The sequence below is a fragment of the Nocardia sp. NPDC023852 genome (genome assembly GCF_040639505.1).
Taxonomy (GTDB): domain Bacteria; phylum Actinomycetota; class Actinomycetes; order Mycobacteriales; family Mycobacteriaceae; genus Nocardia.
Window position 1 is genome coordinate 240,977 of the sequence record NZ_JBFAAB010000003.1, and the last position, 24,343, is coordinate 265,319.

The 24,343-nt window shown below is 67.4% G+C and carries 22 protein-coding genes; 12 read left to right on the top strand and 10 right to left on the bottom strand.

Annotated elements, in window-relative coordinates; translation table 11 throughout:
• Positions 1 to 48: 48 nt before the first annotated feature.
• A complete protein-coding gene (gene purF / locus AB0H00_RS08705; RefSeq protein ID WP_357263027.1) occupies positions 49 to 1,650 on the top strand; it encodes an amidophosphoribosyltransferase in 1,602 nt (533 codons plus the stop codon).
• Positions 1,651 to 2,037: 387 nt separating this feature from the next.
• Entirely contained in the window at positions 2,038 to 3,114 is a 1,077-nt protein-coding gene (gene purM, locus AB0H00_RS08710; RefSeq protein WP_357263030.1) for a phosphoribosylformylglycinamidine cyclo-ligase, read from the top strand.
• Between the two features lie 148 nt (positions 3,115 to 3,262).
• On the opposite strand, the gene AB0H00_RS08715 is transcribed toward purM, so the two are convergent.
• The 4 genes from AB0H00_RS08715 to AB0H00_RS08730 all read right to left on the bottom strand — a co-directional run bounded on the left by AB0H00_RS08715 (position 3,263) and on the right by AB0H00_RS08730 (position 6,529).
• Complete coding sequence (locus AB0H00_RS08715) at positions 3,263 to 3,472, bottom strand: DUF3073 domain-containing protein (RefSeq protein ID WP_357263033.1); 210 nt, start codon at positions 3,470 to 3,472, stop codon at positions 3,263 to 3,265.
• A 173-nt stretch (positions 3,473 to 3,645) separates the two neighbouring features.
• Positions 3,646 to 4,599, bottom strand: coding sequence for an asparaginase (locus AB0H00_RS08720; RefSeq protein ID WP_357263035.1), 954 nt, complete (start codon positions 4,597 to 4,599; stop codon positions 3,646 to 3,648).
• Positions 4,596 to 5,312 carry an MOSC domain-containing protein gene (locus AB0H00_RS08725; protein WP_357263038.1) on the bottom strand — a complete coding sequence of 239 codons (717 nt, stop codon included), beginning with the start codon at positions 5,310 to 5,312 and terminating at the stop codon, positions 4,596 to 4,598. The genes AB0H00_RS08720 and AB0H00_RS08725 overlap by 4 nt, the downstream gene beginning before the upstream one ends.
• 101 nt (positions 5,313 to 5,413) lie before the next feature.
• The gene (locus AB0H00_RS08730; protein ID WP_357263041.1) at positions 5,414 to 6,529 is read right to left on the bottom strand and encodes a folate-binding protein; all 1,116 of its coding nucleotides are present in this window, start codon (positions 6,527 to 6,529) and stop codon (positions 5,414 to 5,416) included.
• 182 nt (positions 6,530 to 6,711) lie between these two features.
• Between AB0H00_RS08730 and AB0H00_RS08735 the strand changes: the two genes are divergently transcribed.
• The 5 genes from AB0H00_RS08735 (at position 6,712) to cydC (ending at position 14,364) form a co-directional block, all read left to right on the top strand.
• Complete coding sequence (locus AB0H00_RS08735) at positions 6,712 to 7,632, top strand: aminodeoxychorismate lyase (RefSeq protein WP_357263044.1); 921 nt, start codon at positions 6,712 to 6,714, stop codon at positions 7,630 to 7,632.
• A gap of 342 nt (positions 7,633 to 7,974) precedes the next feature.
• Positions 7,975 to 9,474, top strand: a complete 1,500-nt coding sequence (locus tag AB0H00_RS08740) for a cytochrome ubiquinol oxidase subunit I (protein WP_357263047.1) — start codon at positions 7,975 to 7,977, stop codon at positions 9,472 to 9,474.
• A 132-nt stretch (positions 9,475 to 9,606) separates the two neighbouring features.
• On the top strand, positions 9,607 to 10,638 hold the full coding sequence (cydB, locus tag AB0H00_RS08745) for a cytochrome d ubiquinol oxidase subunit II (RefSeq protein WP_357263050.1): 1,032 nt from the start codon (positions 9,607 to 9,609) through the stop codon (positions 10,636 to 10,638).
• 4 nt (positions 10,639 to 10,642) lie between these two features.
• On the top strand, positions 10,643 to 12,436 hold the full coding sequence (locus AB0H00_RS08750) for an ATP-binding cassette domain-containing protein (RefSeq protein WP_357263052.1): 1,794 nt from the start codon (positions 10,643 to 10,645) through the stop codon (positions 12,434 to 12,436).
• Entirely contained in the window at positions 12,433 to 14,364 is a 1,932-nt protein-coding gene (cydC, locus tag AB0H00_RS08755) for a thiol reductant ABC exporter subunit CydC (protein ID WP_357263055.1), read from the top strand. Before AB0H00_RS08750 ends, cydC begins: the two co-directional genes overlap by 4 nt.
• 298 nt (positions 14,365 to 14,662) lie before the next feature.
• Here the strand turns inward: cydC and AB0H00_RS08760 are convergent, their stop codons facing one another.
• From AB0H00_RS08760 to AB0H00_RS08785, 6 genes are all read right to left on the bottom strand, one after another.
• Positions 14,663 to 15,370, bottom strand: a complete 708-nt coding sequence (locus tag AB0H00_RS08760) for an FABP family protein (RefSeq protein ID WP_357263058.1) — start codon at positions 15,368 to 15,370, stop codon at positions 14,663 to 14,665.
• A gap of 262 nt (positions 15,371 to 15,632) precedes the next feature.
• Positions 15,633 to 15,938 carry a DUF1416 domain-containing protein gene (locus AB0H00_RS08765; RefSeq protein ID WP_357263061.1) on the bottom strand — a complete coding sequence of 102 codons (306 nt, stop codon included), beginning with the start codon at positions 15,936 to 15,938 and terminating at the stop codon, positions 15,633 to 15,635.
• Positions 15,939 to 15,943: 5 nt separating this feature from the next.
• A complete protein-coding gene (locus AB0H00_RS08770) occupies positions 15,944 to 16,777 on the bottom strand; it encodes a sulfurtransferase (RefSeq protein ID WP_357263064.1) in 834 nt (277 codons plus the stop codon).
• Between the two features lie 29 nt (positions 16,778 to 16,806).
• The gene (locus AB0H00_RS08775; protein WP_357263067.1) at positions 16,807 to 17,376 is read right to left on the bottom strand and encodes a DUF4395 domain-containing protein; all 570 of its coding nucleotides are present in this window, start codon (positions 17,374 to 17,376) and stop codon (positions 16,807 to 16,809) included.
• A gap of 288 nt (positions 17,377 to 17,664) precedes the next feature.
• The gene (locus AB0H00_RS08780) at positions 17,665 to 18,114 is read right to left on the bottom strand and encodes a thioredoxin family protein (protein WP_357263069.1); all 450 of its coding nucleotides are present in this window, start codon (positions 18,112 to 18,114) and stop codon (positions 17,665 to 17,667) included.
• The gene (locus tag AB0H00_RS08785) at positions 18,111 to 18,911 is read right to left on the bottom strand and encodes an LmeA family phospholipid-binding protein (protein ID WP_357263072.1); all 801 of its coding nucleotides are present in this window, start codon (positions 18,909 to 18,911) and stop codon (positions 18,111 to 18,113) included. The genes AB0H00_RS08780 and AB0H00_RS08785 overlap by 4 nt, the downstream gene beginning before the upstream one ends.
• Before the next feature lie 292 nt (positions 18,912 to 19,203).
• On the opposite strand from AB0H00_RS08785, the gene AB0H00_RS08790 reads away from it, so the two are divergent.
• The 5 genes from AB0H00_RS08790 (at position 19,204) to pstA (ending at position 24,331) form a co-directional block, all read left to right on the top strand.
• The gene (locus tag AB0H00_RS08790) at positions 19,204 to 19,968 is read left to right on the top strand and encodes a response regulator transcription factor (protein WP_357263075.1); all 765 of its coding nucleotides are present in this window, start codon (positions 19,204 to 19,206) and stop codon (positions 19,966 to 19,968) included.
• Between the two features lie 128 nt (positions 19,969 to 20,096).
• On the top strand, positions 20,097 to 21,017 hold the full coding sequence (gene mshD / locus AB0H00_RS08795; protein ID WP_357263078.1) for a mycothiol synthase: 921 nt from the start codon (positions 20,097 to 20,099) through the stop codon (positions 21,015 to 21,017).
• Positions 21,018 to 21,256: 239 nt separating this feature from the next.
• On the top strand, positions 21,257 to 22,369 hold the full coding sequence (pstS, locus tag AB0H00_RS08800; protein ID WP_357263081.1) for a phosphate ABC transporter substrate-binding protein PstS: 1,113 nt from the start codon (positions 21,257 to 21,259) through the stop codon (positions 22,367 to 22,369).
• 88 nt (positions 22,370 to 22,457) lie between these two features.
• A complete protein-coding gene (gene pstC, locus AB0H00_RS08805) occupies positions 22,458 to 23,429 on the top strand; it encodes a phosphate ABC transporter permease subunit PstC (protein WP_357263469.1) in 972 nt (323 codons plus the stop codon).
• Complete coding sequence (gene pstA / locus AB0H00_RS08810; protein WP_357263084.1) at positions 23,429 to 24,331, top strand: phosphate ABC transporter permease PstA; 903 nt, start codon at positions 23,429 to 23,431, stop codon at positions 24,329 to 24,331. The genes pstC and pstA overlap by 1 nt, the downstream gene beginning before the upstream one ends.
• The last annotated feature ends 12 nt before the right edge of the window (positions 24,332 to 24,343 follow it).

Sequence of the window (24,343 nt, forward strand, 5' to 3'; positions counted from 1 at the left end):
CCCGTAGACTGAAGGACGCCCCCAGCCCGCCCGAACAGGGAGCAAACGGTGACCAACGCCGAACTGCCGGTCGACAGCACTTCCGCCACCCCGGTTTACGCCGCCCCGGACGTGGACGTGGACGAGAACGAGCCACGCGAGGAGTGTGGTGTCTTCGGAGTCTGGGCGCCGAGCGAGGAAGTGGCCAAGCTCACATATTACGGCTTATACGCATTGCAGCACCGTGGGCAGGAGGCCGCGGGCATCGCGGTGTCGGACGGGTCGCAGATCCTCGTGTTCAAGGATCTCGGTCTGGTCAGCCAAGTGTTCGACGAGCAGACGCTGGCCGCGATGCCGGGCCACATCGCCGTCGGTCATTGTCGCTACTCCACCACCGGGGGAGTGACCTGGGAGAACGCCCAGCCCATCTTCCGTACCACCGCGGTCGGTTCCGGACTTGCTTTGGGACACAATGGCAATCTGGTCAACACTGCCGAATTGGCCGGCCGCGCAAGAGAACTCGGTCTGCTCGCCGCCACCGTCCGGGATGGGCGTCCGCAGCCCGCCGCGGCGACCTCGGATTCGGACGTGGTGACCGCGCTGCTCGCGCACGCCGCGGCGGACTCCAGCATCGAGCAGGCCGCCATGGAACTGCTGCCCACCCTGAAGGGCGCGTTCTGCCTCACCTTCATGGACGAGCACACCCTGTACGCTGCGCGCGACCCGCACGGCGTACGGCCGCTCTGCCTCGGCAGGCTGGAGCGCGGCTGGGTCGTTGCCAGTGAGACCGCCGCGCTGGACATCGTCGGCGCCGCGTTCGTGCGCGAGATCGAGCCGGGCGAACTGCTGGCGATCGATGCCGATGGCGTGCGATCGATGCGATTCGCCAACCCCGAGCCGAAGGGTTGCGTCTTCGAGTACGTGTATCTGGCCAGGCCGGACAGCGCCATCGCGGGCCGCTCCGTGCACGCCACCCGGGTGGAGATCGGTCGCCGCCTCGCGAAAGAGCACCCGGTCGAGGCGGATCTGGTGATTCCGGTGCCGGAGTCCGGCACCCCGGCCGCCGTCGGGTACGCACAGGGTTCGGGAGTTCCCTACGGCCAGGGGCTGATGAAGAACGCCTACGTCGGGCGCACCTTCATCCAGCCGAGCCAGACCATCCGTCAGTTGGGCATCCGGCTCAAGCTCAACCCGCTGCGCGAGGTCATCCGCGGCAAGCGCCTGATCGTCGTGGACGACTCGATCGTCCGCGGCAACACCCAGCGCGCGCTGATCCGGATGCTGCGTGAGGCGGGCGCGCTGGAGATCCACGTGCGGATCGCCTCGCCGCCGGTGAAGTGGCCGTGCTTCTACGGCATCGACTTCGCCTCGCGGGCGGAGCTGATCGCCAACGGCGCCGGCACGGAAGGCAGTTTCGAGGACATGGTCGAGGGCGTGCGCCGGTCGGTCGGCGCCGACACGCTCGGCTACATCTCCACCGAAGGCATGATCGCCGCGACCGAGCAGCCGCGCTCCCGGCTGTGCTGCGCGTGCTTCGACGGCGACTACCCGATCCCACTGCCCACCGAGGCCGCCATCGGCAAGAATGTGCTCGAAGGCATGCTGACCGGCCAGTCGGAATCGGCGCTGCTGAGCGAGAATGCGAATGCGAGCGCGCTGAGCCGTCCGTGAACGCGGCAAAGACATCGCCGTTGGTTCCCAGCGGAAGCTGAGGCCGATCTGGTGACGCTTCGGTTCCGCGACCCACCGTAGGCGACTGCGTCGCCGAGCCCAGACCATGCACAAGACCGGCAGCCAGGCGGCGATCTGCTCCCGAGACGCCGTGGCTGGAGTACACGCGGCAGCCGGTGGCCGCGGTGCCCGACCCGTTGGAGCAGCGCCGCCGGGTCAGGGCATCTGGACTGTTCAGCGCGAATGCCGCGGGCTGCTGGCCCGTATTACGGTTCGCTCGGCCGGATTGTCAAGAGGGTGAGCCAACACCGGTGCGGGGTCGTTATCCGACTCCGGTAGCGTGAGCAGGCATCTATCCGCCGATTCGGTTTGGAGCTCTCCCCGAAAATGACTGAACAGACCCCCAGTGGTGGTGCCTCGTACGCCGCGGCCGGCGTGGACATCGAGGCAGGTGACCGCGCAGTCGAGTTGTTCGGACCATTGGCGAAGAAGGCGACCCGGCCCGAGGTGCAAGGCGGCCTCGGCGGTTTCGCCGGACTGTTCGCGCTGAAGGGAGGCTATCGTGAGCCGCTGCTCGCTGCCTCCACCGACGGCGTCGGCACCAAGATCGCGGTTGCGCAGGCGATGGACAAGCACGACACGATCGGCTTGGACCTGGTCGCGATGGTGGTGGACGACCTCGTAGTGTGCGGCGCGGAACCGCTGTTCCTGCAGGACTACATCGCCATCGGCAAAGTCGTCCCGGAGAAGGTCGCCGAACTCGTCTCCGGCATCGCCGAGGGCTGTGTGCGCGCGGGTTGCGCGCTGCTCGGCGGTGAGACCGCCGAGCATCCCGGCCTGATGGACCCGGACGACTACGACCTGTCCGCGACAGGTGTCGGCGTGGTCGAGGCCGATGCGGTGCTCGGCCCGGACCGGGTCCGCTCCGGCGACGTCGTGATCGCGATGGGGTCCTCCGGGCTGCACTCCAACGGCTACAGCCTGGCCCGCAAGGTGTTGCTCGACATCGACCGCATGTCGCTGACGGGGTACGTCGAGGAATTCGGTCGCACCCTCGGCGAGGAGCTGCTCGAGCCGACCAGGATCTACGCCAAGGACTGCCTCGCGCTGATCCCCGAGACCGACGTGCGCACCTTCGCACACGTCACAGGCGGCGGGCTGGCGGCCAACCTGGCCAGGGTAGTGCCCCCCGGCATGGTGGCCGAGCTGGACCGCGGCACCTGGAACCCGGCGTCGGTGTTCAAGATGATCGCGCAGCGCGGCCGGGTGGAGCGGGCCGAGATGGAGAAGACATTCAACATGGGAGTCGGCATGGTCGCAGTCGTCGCCCCGGAGGACGTCGACCGGGCGCTCGCCGTGCTGACCGCGCGACACATCGAGTGCTGGACGTTGGGCACGGTCAAGAAGGCGAAGGACGCCGACGCCGCGCGTGCCGTCCTGATCGGTGAGCACCCACGGTTCTGACAGCGGTGGAAGACACACCAGAGTCCCGCATCATCATCCGATGCGGGACTTTGGTGTATTGCAAGCCTTTTCGGCGCCAGTCCGTCAACTCGCGAGAACGCTCGAAGGGGGAGGCCCGTCGGCCTCCCCCTTCAGACGTTCATCCGAGTCAGCGGCGCCAGTCGTCGTAGTCGTCCTGTTCCCAGCGGGACAAGGATTCGTCCGCGTCGTGCTCATCGGACAGCACACCACCGCTCCGCTGGGAGGTGGGGCTTCCGGAGAGCTCGCGCTGAAGGCTCGCGAAGTCGGTCGACGGCGAGCTGTACTTCAGCTCCCGTGCGACCTTGGTCTGCTTTGCCTTAGCCCGGCCACGGCCCATGGCTGACCCCCTCGCGTCACTGCGGGGCGGCCTGGGGTTTGGTGGCGGCCCCGTTCGAATTAATACTCTTCCTGACAGACACTTTAGCGTGTGTCCGGCGGTCTCGCTTCCAGGAGTGGGTGAAGATCTCCGGAACCGTTGCCGTTTGCCCGGTTGTCGCCTCTGGGGAATCGCTATACGACCCCGGGAATCGCGCGGATCACACCGACTCGGGCGCCGCCGCCGAGGACCGCGGGGGCCGCCAGCTCCGCATGCGCCTCGGTCCAGTCGACCCCCAATCGATGCAAAATGGCCAGCGTCAGAGGTATTCGGGCCCGGTCGTGGCCGTCTTCGATCTTGTAGGCGAAGGCCGATCCGTCCGGCAGCGCTCCCGCGTGCACGCCATCCGCGCCGATCTTGCACACCAGTCCGGGGGTGGCCCGCATGGCAAGCAGATCGGGTCCGTTCGTGCCGGAAATCACTCGCGGATGGGCTCGGATGGCGTCGGCGACCCGGCGTTCCGGGGAGCCGGGCTCGGCCGTCGCCATAGTCGCGAACACCCGGGCCAGGTTCACCAGCGAGACCGGGATGATCGGCAATCCGCAGCCGTCGATGCCCAGATCGGTCTCCGGCTCGCCGGTCAGATCGGCGATCGTGGCGATGATCGCCTGCTGCAGCGGATGGGCCTCGTCCAGGTAGCCCTCGGTCGGCCAGCCGTTGATCGCGCAGGTCGCGAGCATCGCCGCGTGCTTACCGGAGCAATTCATGTAGATGCGGCGCGGCTCCTGCGCGCCGGTGAGCACGGCCGCGCGGGCGCGCTCGTCGGACGGCAGGTCGGGCGGGCATTCGAGGGATTTCTCGTCGAAACCGAAGCGTTCGAGCAGCCTGCGCACCAGGGCGATGTGGTCCGGCTCGCCGTAGTGCGAGGCGGTCGCGATGGCCAGCTCGGCGTCGTCGACCGGTTCGAAACCATTCCGCAGCAGGGTGATCGCCTGCATCGGCTTGTTCGTGGAGCGCGGAAAGATCGGCAGGTGCACCTCGCCGAGCGCGACAGTCGGCTCGCCCGCGTCGTCGAGCACCACCACCGAGCCGCGGTGCACGCACTCGCGGAAGCCGGAACGGACGACTTCGACCAGTTCCACACTCACAATTGCGCTCCCGTGCCGAGTTCGTCGGTACTGGTCGCCGCGTCCCGGCGGGCGGTGGCCAGTGCGGCGGCGGTATGCCTGCGCGCGTGTCGTTCGATCTGCGCACGCACGTCGTCGGAGATGGTCGGCTCGTCGGCGAGCAGGATCGCGAGCAGGTCGAGATCGGCGCCGGTGAACAGGTCGCGGACGGTGACGCCGTGGTCGGGGACGTACTCCACCGACACCCGGTCACCCGCGCCGATCGTGCCCTCGGTGAGCACCCGCAGATAGGCGCCCGTGTCGCTGCGCAGCGTGAACCGCTTCACCCACTGTTGTTCTCCGCTCCAATGCTGGAATGTCGAGCACGGCACGCGCGGCGCGCTCACCTCCAGCAGAGTGTCTCCGATAGACCAGCGTGCGCCGATCACCGCGTCGCTGACCGCGAGCCCGGCGATGCGGAGGTTCTCGCCGAACCAGCCTGCGGGCAACTCCCGGCCGAGTTCCGCGCTCCAGCTGCGGGCGTCGGCGTGGGAGTAGGCGTAGACGGCCTGGTGTACGCCGCCGTGATGCTTTGTGTTGCACACGTGATCGCCGTCCAAGCCGAGACTGCGTACCGCGACCCGGCCCGGCACCGGGCGCTTGTCGATCGCAGTGCGACCGACCCGGCCAGGCACCGTCAGATCGGCGTGCACCACGCACGCCGCGAGGACCTCTCCGGAGTCACCGACACGCATGGCACTGCTCCTCTCGTAGCGTGCGGGGAGTTCGCCCTGCGCGGGTCGGGATGTCGGTGGGCGTCGAGCAGCCCGCGTCGCATCGGGTCGTCATCGGTGGGTCAGCGCCCGCGCAGCCGGTCGACCGCCAGTCGGCCTGCCTGCGGTGCGTCGTCGGCGGGAACCGAATCGGGGTCGATGGCCGCCGCGACCGGGCCCGCGGACAGCGCGGTGTCGGCTGGAACCGCCCGTTTGATCAGGGCGAGCGCGATCGGTCCGAGTTCGTAGTGATCGACCACCGTGCCGAGTCGGCCGACCACGCGGCCGCCCGCGGTGACGTCGGCGCCGGTGGCCGGTCGCTCGTCGGCCGAGCCGTCCAGATGCAGCAGCAACAGCTGCCGCGGTGGCTTGCCCAGGTTGTGCACCCTGGCGACGGTCTCCTGGCCGCGATAGCAGCCTTTATCGAGATGGACCGCTCCCTGTTCGGCTACGCCGCCGATCCAGTGGGCCTCGTGTGGGATGGTCCGCTCGTCGGTGTCGAGTCCGATCCGGGGGCGCACGGCCGCGACGCGCAGCGCCTCGAAAGCCCACATGCCCGCAGGTGTGGCGCCCGCCGCGGTGAGCCGGGTCCACAGGTCCGGCAGTTGGTCGCGCGGGATCGCCAGGTCGAAGGAGTCCGCCGTCGGCCACGGCATCCGGCGCAGGAAGCCGCCTCCGGGCAGCGGCGTCGCCTCGTAGACGCCGGGAAGGGCGGCCACGCCGAGCGCCTCGGTCAGGTCGGCGACCTGACGTCCGAGCAGACTCAGCACCGCGTGGTCGGTTGCCTCGACGGGCTGGGCGTCGGCCCAGAACACCATCCTCTGCAGGAAGGCGAGCAGATCGGGACCATGCTCGGCCTCGGTGTCGATCCAGACGGTGGCGTCCAGTTCGGTGACCACGAAGTGGTGCAGCACCCGGCCGTTCAGGTCGAGGTCCAGGTTCTCCGCCGACCGCCCGTCGGCGAGCGCCGCGACATGTTGACTGGAAATGGTGTGCAGCCAGGTGAGCCGCTCCGCGCCGGTGATGCGCAGGACGAAACGGTGTGAGCGGTCCACGATCGCCGCGCGCTCGACGGCGGCACGCTGTTCACCGAACGGATCACCGTAATGCCATGCGACGGCGGCATCGGGCGTACCCGGCGCTCCCGCGACGGCTCCCGACGTGCTGAGGATGGGGCTGGGCGCTACGACCACGGACACCTTTCTCACTCTAGGCGCGGTCGGAACGCGGTGTGCCAACCGGGCTGTCGACCTGCTTTTCGACAGAGCGAGTCGGCATCGGGCGAGCATTCCACGCGGCCGCGCGGTGAACCTCGATAAAAGGTGCTGCGAAGTCGGCCATGCGACGGGCATGGTGCGCTCGCACCGCCTACGCTCTCCCCATGGTGGATCGAGTTCTTGTAACACTCGATGGCGTGGTCCGAGATTCGGACGCGCCGTTGTTATTTGCGGACGATATCGGCGTATTGCGTGGCGACGGTGTCTTCGAAACCGTGCTGCTGCGTGCCGGGAACGCGTGCGCGATCGAATTTCATCTAGGCAGGCTGCGTCGTTCCGCACAGGCGTTGGATCTGCCCGAGCCGGAGCTGGGGAAATGGCGGGAGGCGATCGAGACCGCCGTGAAGGAATGGGGCAGCGAGTGCGAGGGGTTGATGCGGCTGGTGCTCACCCGCGGTCGCGACTCCACCTTGTCCGGCACGCCGGACAAGGTGAAGACCGGTGATCTCGCCGCCGCGGTTCCGGTGCCCACGGCTTTCGTGCTGGTGCTTCCGGTGCCCGATCGGGTGGAGAAGGCCCGCGCCGAAGGCGTTTCCGTGGTGACACTGTCCCGTGGCATCTCGATCGACCTCGCCCAGGCGGCGCCGTGGCAGCTGCTCGGCGCCAAGACGCTGTCCTACGCAAGCAACATGGCGGCCCTGCGGTTCGCCGCGCGGATGGGCGCGGACGACGTGATCTTCACCAGCACCGAGAACCGGGTGCTGGAGGGCCCGCGGTCCACTGTGGTGATCGCGCGCGACAAGCAACTGATCACACCGCCCGCGAAGAACGGCGTGCTCCCCGGGGTCACCCAGCGTTCCCTGTTCGTGGAGGCCGAGAAGGCGGGCTGGGAATGCCGCTACCAATCGCTTTTCACGGCCGATCTGCTCACCTGCGACAGCGTCTGGATGCTGTCCAGCATCTCGCTCGCGGCGCGGGTGAACTCGCTGGACGGACTGCGGATGTCCGCGCCGGACAACGCCGCGGAGATCATCGCGCTGGTGAATCGCGGTATCGAGCGAGCAGGAGCGATAGGCGACTGGTGACTGTTCCGCCTCTCCGGGTCTTCAGGCCGTACTTAGTCGGGTAACGCGCGATTCATGTTCAGGTCCTGCGTTGGGTGCCGCTCGAGTATTGGGCGTACCCGACGAGTTACCCATGTGCTGGTGAGATCACTTGTCGCGTCAGCGAAGGCGACGGTGGTGCCACCTCGCTGTACCGCCGCTTCGTGATCTCCGTCCCACTCGGACGGGCGCGGTTGGCGGCGAGCACGGCAATACGGCGAAATCTGGCACAGGTTCCGGTGTGGCGTGGTCTAGGACTCATTGTTCTCGGCTGTCTCCGGCGTAGTCTTACTACGTCACGTCGTAGATATGCAGGAGGCCGGCTTGAACGCCTTGGACATCTCCCGATGGCAGTTCGGCATCACGACCGTCTATCACTTCCTCCTGGTGCCGCTGACCATCGGGCTCGCACCGCTGGTGGCCGCCATGCAGACGGCGTGGGTGATCACCGGCAAGGAGCACTGGCTGCGGCTGACCAAGTTCTTCGGCAAGCTGTTCCTGATCAACTTCGCGCTCGGTGTCGCGACCGGCATCGTGCAGGAATTCCAGTTCGGGATGAACTGGAGTGAATACTCCCGTTTCGTCGGTGACGTGTTCGGCGCCCCGCTCGCGCTGGAGGGCCTGGTCGCCTTCTTCATGGAGTCGACCTTCCTGGGGCTGTGGATCTTCGGCTGGACCCGATTGCCGAAACTTGTCCACCTCGGCGCGATGTGGATGGTCGCGATCGGTGTGAACGCCTCTGCGTACTTCATCGTCGCCGCCAACTCGTTCATGCAGCATCCGGTCGGCGCCAGGTACAACCCGGCGACCGGACGTGCGGAACTCGACAGCATCGTCGCGGTGCTCACCAATAACACGACGTTGGCGGCCTTCCCGCACGTCGTCGCCGGATCCTTCCTCACCGCAGGCACTTTCGTCGCCGGCATCGCGGGCTGGTGGATGGTGCGCAACGCGCGCGGCGGCGACGACGCGAAGCAGGCCGAGGCGCGCACGATGTGGCGACCCGCGGCGCGGGCGGGCATCTGGGTGATTCTGGTGTCGCTGGCCGCGCTGGTCTACACCGGCGACGTCCAGGGCAAGCTGATGTTCGAGCAGCAGCCGATGAAGATGGCCTCGGCGGAGTCGTTGTGCCACACCGCGACCGACCCCGACTTCTCGGTTCTCACCGTTGGTACGCACAACAACTGCGACAGCGTCACGCATGTGCTCGAAGTGCCGTACGTGCTGCCGTGGCTGGCCGAGGGCGAGTTCACCGGCGTGACGCTGGACGGCGTTGTCGACTTGCAGAAAACCTACAACGAGCGGTTCGGGGTCGGCGACTACCGGCCGAACCTGTTCGTCACCTACTGGTCCTTCCGCGCCATGATCGGCCTGTCGGCGGGCGCGGCGCTGCTCGCGCTTGCCGGGCTCTGGCTCACGCGCCGCGGCAGAGTACCGGACCAGCGCTGGTTCTCCTGGCTGAGTCTGCTCGTCATCCCAACGCCGTTCCTGGCCAACAGCGCCGGCTGGGTGTTCACCGAGATGGGCCGCCAGCCCTGGGTTGTCGTTCCGAATCCGACCGGTGATCCGAACCTGCGACTCACTGTCCAGCAGGGTGTCTCGAACCATTCACCCGGCGTCGTGCTCTTCTCGCTGATCACCTTCACGCTGGTGTACGGCGCGCTGGCGGCGGTGTGGTTCTACCTGATGCGCCGGTACGTGACCGCAGGACCCGAAGCGCCCACGGCTATCCGGCGGCCCAGTGCTGGCGAACCGGATGACGACACGCAGGAAGGAGGCCGCTCCCGTGTCGAAGACGTTGAGCAGCTTTCGTTCGCTTACTGAAGCGTGCCGAACTTGTTCGGCACCCTCCTTCGCGAGTGTCTCTTGCTGTTGTCTTGCGGAGGTCCCTGCTTCGTCGAGTTCACTTCCACCAGACCACCGACAAGTTTGTTCGAGGCAATCCAGGAGCTGGCGATGAGTGTGCAAGAGTTCTGGTTCGTGCTGATCGGCGTGCTGTTCACCGGCTACTTCGTACTGGAGGGCTTCGACTTCGGCGTCGGCATGCTCATGCCGACGCTCGGCAAGGGATCCGACGCGCGACGGCGCGTGGTGCTCAACACGATCGGGCCCGTGTGGGACGCCAACGAGGTCTGGCTGCTGACTGCGGCCGGCGCGATGTTCGCGGCCTTCCCGGAGTGGTACGCCAGCCTGTTCTCCGGCTTCTACCTCGCGCTGCTGCTGCTGCTCGTCGCGCTGATCCTGCGCATCTGCGCCATCGAATACCGCGGCAAGATCAACGATCCGCGCTGGCGTGCCCGCTGCGACTTCGGCATCGGCATCGGTTCCTGGATACCGGCCATCGCCTGGGGCTGGGTGTTCGCCAATGTGGTGCACGGGGTTCCGCTGAACGAGAAGAAGCAGTTCGCGGGCACGGTGTGGGATCTGCTCGGGCCGTACGCCTTGCTCGGCGGGTTGGTGACGGGGTTGCTGTTCGCGCTGCACGGCGCGATGTTCCTGGTGCTCAAGACCGATGGGGAAGTGCGTGACGACGCGCGACGCACGGCCCGGCTACTCCTGGTGCCCGCCACGGTCGCGGTCGGCGCGTTCGGGCTGTGGACCCAGCTTGCCTACGGCACCGAATGGACCTGGATTCCTTTGGCGCTGGCCGTGCTCGGGCTCGCTACCGCGGTGGCGGCCGATCTCGGCCACCGCGACGGGTGGGCATTCACCGGGACCACGGTGACCGTGGCGGCCGCCACCGCGCTGCTGTTCGGGGCGCTGTTCCCGAATGTGCTTCCCTCGACCCTCGATTCAGCGTTCGACCTGACCATCCACAACGCCTCTTCGACGCCCTACACCCTGAAGGTGATGAGTTGGGCGGCGGTGCTCGTTACCCCGGTTGTGCTGGTCTACCAGGGCTGGACGTACTGGGTGTTCCGGAAGCGGATCACAGTCGAGCAGATCCCCGCTCCGGTCGGCCTTCCGCTGGGACCCGTGAAGGACTGACGCCATGGCCCGTCCTCCGATCGATCCGCGCCTGTGGCGGTACGCCCGCTCGGCCCGCCGCTACCTGATGCTGAGCATCGCGCTGTCGCTGGTGATCACCGGTTCGATCGCGGTCGCGGCGGTCATGCTCGGACGGGTCCTCGCGGGAGCTGTCACCGACCCCGGCCGCCGCACCCTGAGCGCGTGGACGCTCGAGCTAGCCGTGCTCGGCCTTGCAATCGTGGGCCGGGTGCTCGCCACGTGGATCCAGTCCAGGCTGGCGCACCGGGCGGGCGCGAGCGTGGTGGCGGAGCTGGAAACCGCGGTACTCGCCGCCGGCGCGCGGTTGACTCCGCGCGAACTCGATACTCGCCGTACGGAATTGGCGGTAGTCGTCGGCACCGGGCTGTCCGGACTGCGCGGCTACCTGGTCGGCTATCTGCCCGCCCTCCTGCTCGCGGTCCTCGTCCCGCCGATCGTGCTGGCCGTCATCGCGCTGCACGACCTGACCTCCGGCGTGATCGTGGTGCTCACGCTGCCGCTGATCCCGGTGTTCATGATCCTCATCGGGTTGCTGACACAGGGTCGGGCCGAGGCCACGCTCACGGCGACGACCCGGCTTTCGGATCAATTGCTCGATCTGTTCGCAGGAATGCCGACGCTGCAAGCGCTCGGCCGGGAAATCACCACCGCGGAATCCTTTTCGGCAGAGCCTTCCTGGCAAGTTCGGCATCATGGCGACGGTTCGAGTTCGCCGGCGAGCGGTGCGGGCACCATGCGGTATCGCGTGCGGGATCTCGGCGAGGCGCTGCGGCAGCGCACTATGCGTGCCCTGCGCGTCGCCTTCCTGTCTTCGATGGTGCTGGAGATGCTCGCGACCCTGAGCGTGGCGCTGATCGCGGTCTCCATCGGGCTGCGTCTCGTGTCCGGCGAGATGAGTTTGTACGCGGGCCTGGTCGTTCTCGTGCTGGCCCCGGAGGTGTATCTGCCGCTTCGGATGGTCGGCGAGCGTTTCCATGCCGCACAGGACGGAATGGCGGCCGCGGACAAGGCATTCGCCGTCCTCGAGTCGGCACCCGACGCGTCGGATACGTCCGGTGGTTTCGCACCGGACGATTGGGCCGCCGGATCGATCGAGCTGCGGGACCTGTCGCTCCGGGCGCGCGACGGGGCCGCTCCCGCGGGGCTGTCGGCTGTTTTGCGGCCTGGCGCGGTCACCGTGCTGACCGGCCCCAACGGCAGCGGAAAATCGTCGGCGGTGCAGGCGATCCTCGGTCTCCTCGCGCCGGAGCGTGGCTCGGTGACCTGCGACGGCGTCGACGTACGCGACCTCGACCCGGACCGCTGGTGGGCGCGCGTGGCGTGGCTTCCGCAGCGACCGGTGCTGGTACCGGGAACACTGCGGAACAATCTCGAGCTGCTCGGCGCACGAGCCGTGCGTCCGGCCACACGCGGGCCGGCCCGCGTTCTCGACGACCTCGAAGCGGCCTGTGCCGCTACCGGTTTCGATTCCGTGCTCGACGATCTGCCCGCCCGCTGGGACACCGTGGTCGGTCCCGGCGGCGTGGGTCTGTCGCTCGGTCAGCGCCAACGTCTCGCGCTGACCAGGGCACTCGCCGCCGACCGCCCGATCCTGCTGCTCGACGAGCCGACCGCGCACCTGGACGCCGCGAGCGCTTCGACCGTGCTCGCGGCGCTGCGGGAGCGGGCGCGCGCGGGCGCGACGGTAGTCGTCATCGGACATCACCCCATGGTGCTCGCCGCAGCCGACTACGTCGTCCAGGTGCGTGCCGATCACGGAGCGGCGGTAGCTCGATGAACGCGCCGTTTACCCGAGATTTCTTTCGCGACACACATCGAGGCCGGCGCGGGCCGGAAAGCAGGCGTGCGGCGACGGGCACGGCGCGGACCGCTCCGCGCGGTGCCGGCAGCACCCTGCTCGGCGACCTGCGCCGAGTGTGGGCGCTGCTGGAGCTGCCTCCCTGGCGGGTCACGGTGGCGATCGCATGGGGCGTGCTCGCGCTGGGCAGCGGCCTCGGTCTCGCGGCACTGGCCGCCTGGCTCATCGCCCGCGCCTGGCAGATGCCGCCGGTGCTCGATCTGAGCATTGCTGTCGTCACGGTGCGCGCACTCGGCATCTCCCGCGGCCTGTGCCGCTACCTCGAACGCCTCACCACCCACGATGTCGCACTGCGGGCCATGACAACGGCGCGTACAACGGTCTACCGCATGCTGGCCCGTTCCGACTTCTGGCTGCGCAGGCCGGGGATTTCCGGCAGCGACTCCGAGCGACTGCGGTCGGGTGTGTCTGTTGAGGCGAGTGTCGGCCGGGCCGCAGTGAACGATGTGGCCTGCGGTGCGGTAGCGGAGCGGTCGAGCAGTAGTGGTCCCACTCCGCCACGCAGGGGGGATCTCCTCGTGCGGATCGGCAGTGATATCGACGATCTCGGCGCGGTCGTGGTGCGTGCGTTCGTGCCCGTCGCGGTCGCCGTCGTGCTTGCCGTCGCGGCGGTGGGCCTGCTGGCGACCATCTCGGTGGGTGCGGCCGTGATACTGGCCGGGGCGCTTGCGCTGTCGGGCATCGTCGCACCGTGGCTGTCGGCCAGAGCGGCCGGCGCGGCAGAACGTGCCGTGCGCGCGGACCGTGCCGAGTTCACCGCGCAGGCCCTCACGGTCCTCGACCACGCGCCCGAGCTGCGTGTTGCCGGGCGCCTGGACGCTGCCATGAGCGCCGCCGCGGACGCGTCGCGCCGGGCCGTCGCCGCGGAAGACACCGCGGCCTCGCGCGGCGCGTGGTCGGCAGCGGCCACGCCACTCTCGATCGGCGTCAGCGTCCTCGGTGCCCTGCTGATCGGTATCACGCTCTACGGCCCGCACGGCGGGACGGCAGGTGCGATGACCCCGATGGCACTGGTCGTGCTCGTCTTGCTGCCACTCTCGGCTTTCGAGGCGGTCGGCCCGCTGCCCGCGGCGGCACAGGCGCTGACAACCGCCCGCGCGGCGCTGCATCGCCTGGTCCCCTTCGAAGGTGAACCGGCTGCCCGCGGCCCATGGAGCATCGGCTCGCCGGGGACCGATCGGCCCGACTGCGGCCCTGCCGCGGCGGCTGTGGTCGGTCGGTCGGATGATGGTCGTGCCGCGGTGGAGTTGCCGGAGGGGCGCAGGGTCGCCGTCGTCGGCCCGAGCGGTGCCGGGAAGACCACCTTGCTGATGGCATGGGCGGGACTGTTCGACACTCCCCGTCCCGGTGTCACCTTCTTCGCCGAGGACGCGCACCTGTTCGGCACTTCCGTCCTGGAGAATCTGCGCGTCGCCCGCGGCGATCTCACCGTCGCGGAGGCCGAAGCCGCCGTGCGCGCAGTGGGTCTCGGCAACTGGCTGGATACTCTGCCGGACGGCGTGCACACCGACCTGGTCGGGGGAGCGGCCGCCGTCTCGGGCGGCCAGCGCCGCCGCATTCTGCTCGCCCGCGCCCTCGTCGCGCCGGCCCGAGTGTTGCTGCTCGACGAACCGACCGAGCATCTCGAGGCCGAAGCCGGTGCCTGCCTGCTGCGGGATCTGCTGGACGCCGAAAGCGGCCTCGTCGGACCGGACCGGACCGTGGTTGTCGTCACGCATCAACTGCCACAAGATCATCGAGCCGACACAGTGCTACGGGTAGCCGCGTCGGGCCAGGTGACAACCGATTTTCTGGCTCAGGGCGTGTCTGTTTCGGCTCAGCGAGAAATTCCGTTGCCGACGCGCTGACACCTCGCTAGATTCGTTCGTACACGAGGAAGGAGGTGGTTCGAAGAATGGTTATTCATAGGACACGTGAGGTGGCTGTCCGCTAGCGCCACCGCTGCAGGTGGATTCCGCCCGCGCGAGCGCTGAGCGAAATCCAGGCAGTCACCCGACCCCCGAGCTCCGGTCTGTCCGACCGGACCCGTGCGATGTAACGCCGCACCGGTATGGCTCGGGGGTCGTTCCCTATTCGGTGCTCGGTGTTGGCAGCACCGCAAGCAACTCACCACCGGACCGCTTTCCGTCGGCTGCCTGCGACGACTCAGCCGATATACCGCTTAAGGCGGGCCGAGAGGTGGGGCTCGAGGGGCCCGTCGGCTACGACCCGTTCTTCGACATAGGCCAAGTCGCCGCCCTCGACGATGCCGTAGAGGCGTTTGGCGCCGCCGACCACGATGCCCGATTGGCTGCGGATCACCACGTCGGTGGCCAGTTCCCAGGACGACTGGGTAAGGGCCTGACCGTAGAACAGCTCGACGATGCCGGTGCTGTGGGTGAGTAGCAGCTCGATGACCTCGTCGTTGCCATCGATGCCGACCCGCCAGAAACCGCTTTCGCGTAGGTCGGGGCCGCTGTAGTCGCCGTCGGAGTCGATAACCCAGGAACGGGATTCCCAGCAGAGGTAGTCGCCGCCGTCGTGCGAGACGACAATCTGCTGGCCGAACCGGTAGTCACCGCGCTCAGGATCATTGCCCTCGCCTTCGCCGCGCCACACACCGACCAACGGCAGTAGCGCGAGCATCGAGGAACTCAGGTCGGGCCCGAGCCGCAGGTTCGCGGTGTCGTCGGGCAGCGGAAGCTCCGGTAGGACCGGAATGTTGCGGGCGCCGGTCGATTTCGCCCGTTCTGCGGCCTCGGCGACGACCCGGTCACCGCCGAGGCGACCAGGGGAGTCGGCCGGAGCGTTGCCGTTCGGTTGTTCACTCGCTCGCTCGGCCGGGTTGGAACCTTCGCTCGCGAGTTCGCTCATGATTCCGTGAACAGCCGGTAGAAGACGTACAGGCCGAACCAGCCGATCAGTACGGCTACAGCCACCAGCAGAATCTCGAAGAAGACGACCACGTTTGGAGTGTAACGACATCCGCGCCGCCACACGCAAACGGCCCCGGTGCTTCCCGTCATTGGCGGCGGTCGGACGTTCGTCCGTCCGTGCGCTCTGAGCGGCGGCGGAGATGTTCGTCTGTCCGACCGCTCTATGGGAAGACCGGGGCCGTGTGCTCGCGTGCGGTCGATTACTTGGCGACCGCGACGTCCACGGTGTGGATGCCTGCGCCCTCGGGGCGGATCTCGGCGGAACCGTTGCCCGAGGAGGACAGCGCCCGGACGGTCCACACGCCAGGAGCGGCGAAGAATCGGAAGTCGCCGGTGCCCGAGGCGACGACCTCGGCGGTGAAATCACCGTTGCCGTCGAGCAGGCGCACGAATGCACCGCCGACCGGCTGACCGTCGATGCTCAGGACACGGCCGGTGATGACCGTCTCCTTCTCCACGTCGACCCCAGCCGGGATGGCCTGACCTTGAGTAGGTGCTGCACACATGTTGATTACTCTCCCAACGCGATCGGTGCGCCGACGAGGGAGCCGTACTCGGTCCAGCTCCCGTCGTAGTTCTTGACATTCTGGTGGCCGAGCAGCTCCTGCAGCACGAACCAGGTGTGCGAGGAACGCTCACCGATACGGCAGTACGCGATGGTGTCCTTCTCGCCGTCCAGGCCGGCTTCCTGGTAGATCTCGGTCAGCTCGGCGTCGGACTTGAAGGTGCCGTCCTCGTTCGCGGCCTTACTCCACGGCACGTTGATGGCGCCGGGGATGTGGCCGGGACGCTGGCTCTGCTCCTGCGGAAGGTGCGCGGGCGCCAGGATCTTGCCGGAGAACTCGTCCGGCGAACGGACGTCGACGAGGTTCTTGCTGCCGATGGCCGCGATGACCTCGTCACGGAACGCCCGGATCGATACGTCGGGCGCGGACGCCTTGTACTGGGTGGCGGGGCGGTCCACGGCCGCGGTCGACAGCGGACGGCCGTCCAGCTCCCACTTCTTGCGGCCACCGTCGAGCAGCTTGACGTTGTTGTGGCCGTACAGCTTGAAGTACCAGTAGGCGTACGCGGCGAACCAGTTGTTGTTCCCGCCGTAGAGGACGACCTCGTCGTCGTTCGAGATGCCGCGCGCCGACAGGAGGTCGGAGAACTGCTCCTGGTTCACGAAGTCGCGACGAACCTGATCCTGCAGGTCCTTCTTCCAGTCGAGCCGGACGGCACCCTCGATGTGCCCACCGTCATAGGCGGAGGTGTCCTCGTCGACCTCGACGAAGACGACGCCGGGGGCGTTGAGGTTCTCTTCGGCCCAGTCAACGGAGACCAGGACATCGGAGCGAGCCATTGTGTTCCTTTCTGAGATGACGTGCAGGGTCAGTTCGATGCCGGGGACCCGGCGGTGTGCGCGTCAGGCGCGGAGGCGGCAGCTCGCGTAGCCACGGAGGACTCGCGAGGACCGCCAGCCGGACCAGTCCGGCGGAGGCGGGCGACCAGCGGATAGATCTGGCAACCCAGGCAGATCCCGAACGCCGCGTTCAGGAACGCCGCGAACAGGGCGAAGCCGGCGAATGTCGCGCCGACGACTGTGGAGCCGAGCGCGAAGCCCAGCAGGCTGACGGCCGCGAAGACGAAGCCGAGCAGTTGTGCGAACCGCAGAGGGGCCACCGGCTCGGTCTCGCTGGTGGGAGCAAGACGCGGCGCGACCAATGTGGCGTAGATCCGGCCGTACGGGTGGCGGCGCGGACCGAAGGCGGCGCCGACGGCGAAGACGATCGCCTGCAGGGCGATCAGTACCGCCGCGGCGGCTGGGGAGAACACGGCGGCGAGGAGGACGAGAACGAGGACGACGGTAGTGACCCAGGCGGTGAACCGGGGACCGCGGACATCGACTTGCGCGGCGCGATCGGCGAGATTTTGGGAAGTGCTACTGGTATCGGTGGACATTGTGCGTACTCCTGCGCTGAAAATGTCGAATGACTGGAAAGTCGCCAGTCCGCCGGGGGATCTACGAGATCACTCGCGCGGCAGACAGAGGTCGGCGTCAGGAAATCCGGGGAAGCCGACCGATCAGCGGCACAGGCAGCAACAACCACCGAGCCGACACAGATCCACTGTGCGGCGTCGGGTGAGCATCAGCTCGTGGTTGGAAAGCACGACAGCAGTTTACCCAATTCGGCGGGAGAATTGGACCGGGGGTGGGTCATAGCCGTCAGGGGGGCTTGTCATCGCAGCTCAGGCGGCCACGGTGAGCGGCTCCAGTGCGGAGTGCAGATCCATGGCCTTCGGCACGCCGGAGATCCGGAACCGCTCCCGCCCTGCGCTGTCGAAGACGAAAGTGGTGGGCAGGGAGAGCACGTTCAGTTCGCGCGCCAGCGCCGGTTCGGCATCGACGTCCACTTCGATATCCAGCGGCGGCTGCGGCGATCGCGCCAACTGCTCTGTGACATTGGCAACCACCCGGCGAACAGCGGAGCACGGGCCGCACCATTCGGCGGAGAAATGCAGCACCGCCGGACCGGAACCGGTCACGCCGACGTCCGCGAGCAACTCGGCGCGCGTCGAGTCGGACATCCCGTCGGCGTTGACGTTCGCCGCGCGCACTCTGCCTTCGCGACGGCGTAGCAGAACGCCGACCGCCAGTGCGGCGAGCAGCACTACTGACAGAATTGCGATGTTGATCATGGTCGCTGCAATCGGTCGAGGTCGATCGTGACGTTCACGCCCTTGCCCTCCACCACGATCTGCCCGCCCTGGGCGGACACTTTGGTGGGCCGGACACCGAACGGCAACTCCTTCGTATCGATGGTACGGGTGAATCGGGCGAGCACCGCAGGGCGATCGGTCTCGGTGATCAGCGCGATCGGTGTCGTCTCGGTGCCGGGGGCGCCGCGGTAGAAGCCGGTCGCCACGATCTTCACCTGGTCGCCGTCGAGCAGCAGATCGGCCTGCACGCTCACCTTTTCGCCACCGAAATGGGCGCCGGGGGTATCGGGAAGGGTTCCGGTGAGCACCAGCGCGCCCGTGGTGGTCATGCCGGATCCGCCCGATCCGCCGGTTCCGTCGGATTTGTCGGCGGGACGTGAGTGCACCTGTAGGTCCGGGATGTTGAACAGCCTGCCGAGTTCGGTGGGCTCCACCCGCAGCCTGCTGTCCACCCGCTCGACCGGAACTCCCCGCAGACTGCCGTCGACCAGCTCGCCCACCGGCAGCCGCACGCCGGTCAGCGTCGCCTCCAGCGCGATCTCGCCGGGAATGTCCAGGCGCTTGGCCCGCGCCCGGATCTCGACGTTGTCGTAGCGGCTGTCCCAGGCCTGGCCGACGAATGGGAAGCCGTGGATCGTCACCTCGGGGTCGGCGGTGAGATCGGCGCCGTCGCGCAGCGCGCGTGAGACGCGGTACTCCGAATAGGCCGCGGTGCCGAAGTCGACGACGACCGCGAGTCCCGCCAGACACAGCAGGCCGATGATCAGCTTGCGCATGTGCTAGGCCGCCTCTCCGCGTTTCTCGCCGGCCGTGGGTGCCGCGAGAGCTGCCTCGTGGGCCGGCGGTCGAGTATTCGGCTGGGTTTCGGCCGTACCCGGTGAGTTACCCATGCACGCACGATATCTGTCGTTGCGTTGTGGAGCTTCCGGGAGTCGCCCGGAGCGGGTAACGCACCCGGAACGCGAGGTCACTCGCACCAGCGCGCTAATCTTGCATCCGATTACCTGTGATCAGCGACTTGGGCAATAGTCGCTGAGCCCACGGAGCTACGAGATGGGAGGAGGCGCTGTGGAGCTGCTCCTGCTTACCTCCGACCCCAACCCCGAGTCGGTGTTGCCGTCGCTGGGGTTGCTCGCGCACAATGTCCGTCCGGTGCCCACCGAAGTGGCGTCGCTGCTCGAGGCAGGCTCCGCGGATGTCGCCTTGGTGGACGCACGTACCGATCTGGCCGCGGCTCGCGGCCTGTGCCGCCTGCTCGGCAGCACCGGGTCGTCTGTGCCGGTGGTCGCGGTGGTCACAGAGGGCGGCCTGGTCGCGGTGAACGCGGACTGGGGTCTCGACGACATCCTGTTGCCCGGCACCGGGCCCGCCGAACTCGACGCCAGGCTGCGGCTGCTGGTCGGGCGCAACGGCGGCGTCGCGAGCCCGGAGGCCACTGGCAAGATCACCCTCGGTGAGCTGGTGATCGACGAGGGCACCTACACCGCGAGGCTGCGTGGACGCCCGCTCGATCTCACATATAAGGAGTTCGAGCTGCTGAAGTACCTCGCTCAGCACGCGGGCCGGGTTTTCACTCGCGCGCAGTTGCTGCAGGAGGTGTGGGGCTACGACTTCTTCGGCGGCACCCGCACGGTCGACGTGCACGTGCGGCGGCTGCGCGCCAAGCTCGGCAGCGAGTACGAGTCGCTGATCGGCACGGTCCGCAACGTCGGGTACAAGGCTGTGCGACCGTCTCGCGCCGCGGCCAAGGGCGAGCCGGTCAGCTTTCCGGAGGGCGACAGCGAGGGCACCGACGACTCGCCGCTCGCCCCGGTCAACGGCTCCTTGCAGTGAGTCGGCAGATCGCCGCGTGATCTCCGGTAGTCCGGTGGTAACCACGTGTCGTTCGGCCGACGGAGAAATGCGGGCCGCACCGATGACGTTTCCTGAAGGGGGTCCGATGGCGCGAGGAGCGGAGTCCGATGAGCGGCGTGACAACACAGTGGACCGAACGTCCGGATGCGAACGCGGCGAGGGCGATTCGTGAACTGGTCGAGCGAGCCGCCGCCTCCGACGGTGTCGCGCCGATCTCGGAACAGGCGGTGCTCTCGCTGACCTCGTCCGAGGCCACGGGCACGTGCCATCTGCTCGCGCTGCGCGATGGTGTGCTCACCGGCTACACCAATCTCGTTCCAGCACACGGCGAACACCCGGCGATGGCCGAGGTGGTCGTGGACCCGCCCGCCCGCGGACACGGTATCGGTACCGAACTGGTCTCGGCCGCGCTCGCGGAAGGCGGCCCCGGCGCGCGGGTCTGGGCGCATGGCGATCGGCCCGCCGCCGCTGCGGTGGCGGCCCGGCTCGGTCTCCGCACGGCGCGGGAACTGTGGCAGATGCGACGGGCTCTGGCAACGCCTGAGCTACCAGATCTGGTGATGCCGGACGGCATCGTGCTGCGCACCTACGCCGGCCCCGCCGACGACGCGGAGGTGCTGCGGGTGAACGAAGCCGCCTTCGATTGGCATCCCGAACAAGGGGGATGGACCGAACGCGACATCGAGGTTCGCCGGGCGGAGTCCTGGTTCGACCCGAAGGGACTGCTCCTCGTCGCCGACGCGAGTGACCCCGACCGCCTGCTCGGATTTCATTGGACCAAAGTGCATTACGAGGAGAACCCGCCGGTCGGTGAGGTCTACGTGGTCGGCGTCGACCCGGTGGCGCAGGGCCGCGGACTCGGCCGTCTGCTCACGCTGGCCGGCCTGCGCCATTTGCGTGACCGCGGTCTTACCGAGGTGTTGCTGTACACCGAGGCCGACAACACAGCCGCCGTGCGGACCTACACTCGCCTCGGATTCGCCCCCGCACATGTAGACGTCGCCTACGCGGTGGCCGAGAGTGAATAGTGGGCGCCGCGCGGCAGGCGTCGAGTAAAACTAGGGCAAACATCACACCCGGCGACCGCGATAGCGCTGGGCTGTTCACTCTCTGTTCACTCAGGTCGGTCGAACTGTCAACCACGTGACTTTAGGTTGAAGGAGGGCAGCACGCCGCTGCCCGGTGCACAAGTTCCCGCGAACAGCACCACAGCACCCGTCCGGGCCGGTGAGGGACCGGGCGAGTTGGACACCATTCCGGAGGAATAGTGAAACTCGAGCGCAGCAGCGCCCTTGTGGGCGTGCTTGCCGTCGGTGCGATGACGCTCGCCGCCTGTGGCAGCGACGACAACACCGCGACCGACATGAGCAACGTCGCCAAGGTCGACGTCGCGTGTGGCGGCAAGGAGGCCCTCAAAGCCAGTGGCTCCTCGGCGCAGAAGAACGCGATGGAGCGGTTCATCGCCGCTTACGAGAAGAACTGCGACGATGCCACGCTCAACTACACGTCGAGCGGCTCCGGCGCCGGTGTGAGCGAGTTCCTCGGCGGCCAGACCGACTTCGGTGGCTCCGACTCGCCGCTGAGCTCGAAGAAGGACGAGCCGAAGAAGGCCGCCGATCGCTGCGCGTCGCCCGCTTGGAACCTCCCGACCGTGTTCGGCCCGGTCGCGATCACCTACAACATCGACGGTGTGACCGATCTCGTGCTGGACGGCCCGACCGCTGCCAGGATCTTCAACGGCGCTGTGACCACCTGGGATGCTCCCGAGATCAAGGCGCTGAACCCGAACGCCAAGCTGCCGTCCGAGCCGATCGCCGTAATCTTCCGCAGCGACGAGTCCGGGACCACGGATAACTTCCAGCTCTACCTGGACGCGGCCTCGGACGGAGCGTGGGGCAAGGGCGCCGGCAAGGCGTTCGCCGGTGGTGTCGGCGCGGGCTCGAAGGGCAACGAGGGCACCTCGGGCGCGGTGAAGGGCACCAAGAACGCGATTACCTACAACGAGTGGTCCTTCGCCAAGGCGCAGAACCTGTCGATCGCACGGATCGTCACGTCGGCGAGCAAGGATCCGGTGGCGCTGAGCGTCGAGTCGGCGGGCAAGGCGATCGAGTCGGCGCGGATCTCCGGCCAGGGCAATGATCTGGTGATCGACACCTCCTCGTTCTACAAGCCGTCGGTGGCAGGGGCGTACCCGATCGTGATGCCGACCTACGAGATCGTGTGCTCGAAGTACAGCGACGCCGCTACCACCACAGCGGTGAAGGCATTCCTCACCTCCGCGGTCAGCAATGGTCAGCAGGGTCTGGACGAGGCCGGGTATATCCCGATCCCGGAGCAGTTCAAGACCAAGCTGACCACCGCCATCAACGCCATCTCCTGATAGCAATCCGATGACCGTGCACGACGAAGTTACCGCCGCTGGACCGTCGGACTCGACCGACCAGCGGCCGGGCGGAGATACTGCGCACATGCCGAACAAGCCGAGCATCGAACCGGCCACCACGGGCGGTCGCCGTCACAGCCAGCGTGCGGAGATCATCTTCCGTTCGCTGGCGACGACGGCAGGAGCGATCATTGTCGCCTCCATCGCCCTGATCGCGCTGTTCCTGTTGATCAGAGCGGTGCCTTCGGTATTGGCGAACGACGCGAACTTCTTCACCAGCGCAGAGTTCAACACCTCGGACGCCAACCACCTACGGTTCGGTATCCGGGATCTGTTGATGGTGACGGTGCTCAGTTCGATCTTCGCATTGGTGCTGGCTGTTCCGATCGGTGTCGGCATCGCGTTGTTCTTGACGCACTACGCGCCGAAGACGCTGGCTCGACCGTTTTCGGTGCTCGTAGATCTGCTCGCGGCGGTTCCTTCGATCGTGTTCGGTCTATGGGGGATTCTGGTTCTCGCTCCGCAGTTGGAGCCGACGCAGAACTTCTTGAACAATGAACTCGGATGGCTGTTCCTGTTCTCGGACGGCAATATTCCACTGGCCAGCGGTGGCACGATCTTCACCGCGGGCGTCGTCCTCGCCGTGATGATCCTGCCGATCATCACGTCGGTCAGCCGTGAGGTCTTCAACCTCACACCGCGCGCGCACATCGAGGCGGCGCAGGCGCTCGGCGCGACGAAATGGGAAGTCGTTCGGATGACCGTGCTGCCGTACGGGCGAAGCGGCATGATCGCAGGAGCGATGCTCGGCCTCGGTCGAGCGCTCGGTGAGACGATCGCCGTTCTGATCGTGCTGAAGACTGCCGCGCAGGCCGGGCACTGGTCCGTATTCGACGGCGGTTACACCTTCGCGTCCAAAATCGCCTCAGCCGCTGCGGAATTCAGCGATCCGCTGCCGACCGGCGCGTATATCGCGGCAGGCTTCGTGCTGTTCGCGCTGACCTTCGTCGTGAACGCGCTGGCGCGACTGGCCGCGGGCGGAAGGGTGAACGGGTGATGACCACGTCAACATTGGACATGCCGATCAAGGCTCCGGCCTTCCGGCAGGTGAGCGTTGCGCGCCGGGTGCGCAACAACATCGCGACGGGATTGGTTTGGCTGTCGTTCGCCATCGCGCTGGTGCCGCTGGGCTGGGTGCTGATCCTGGTGGTCACCAAGGGTTTCCACGCGGTAGTCCACACGAACTGGTGGCAGAACTCGATGAAGGGCGTGTTGCCTAATCAGTTCGCGGGCGGCGTCTACCACGCGATCTACGGAACCATCGTGCAGTCGCTCGTCGCGACGGTGATCGCGGTGCCGCTGGGAATCATGGCCGCGATCTATCTGGTCGAGTACGGCCGCGGGCTGCTGGCCAGAACCACGACATTCATGGTCGACATCCTGGCCGGTGTGCCGTCGATCGTCGCGGCGCTGTTCATTTTCGCGCTGTGGATCGCGACGCTCGGCTTCCCCCAGAGCTCCTTGGCGGTTTCGCTCGCGTTGGTGCTGTTGATGCTGCCGGTGGTCGTCCGAAGTACCGAGGAAATGCTCAAACTGGTGCCAGACGAACTGCGCGAAGCCTCCTACGCCCTCGGTACTCCCAAGTGGAAGACGATTCTGCGGATCGTGGTGCCGACCGCGCTGCCCGGCATGATCAGCGGCATTCTGCTGGCCATCGCCAGGGTGATGGGTGAGACGGCTCCGGTGCTGGTGCTGGTCGGCTACAGCAAGTCGATCAATATGAACATCTTCGACGGCAATATGGCGTCGCTGCCGTTGCTGATCTACCAAGAGCTGGCCAATCCCGAAGCCGCAGGACGGGAGCGCGTCTGGGGTGCGGCATTGACGCTCATTCTCATCATCGCCTTCCTGTACCTGGCGGCGGCGGTCCTCAACCGGCTGCTCACGCGGAACCGATAGAAGCGGAACGGA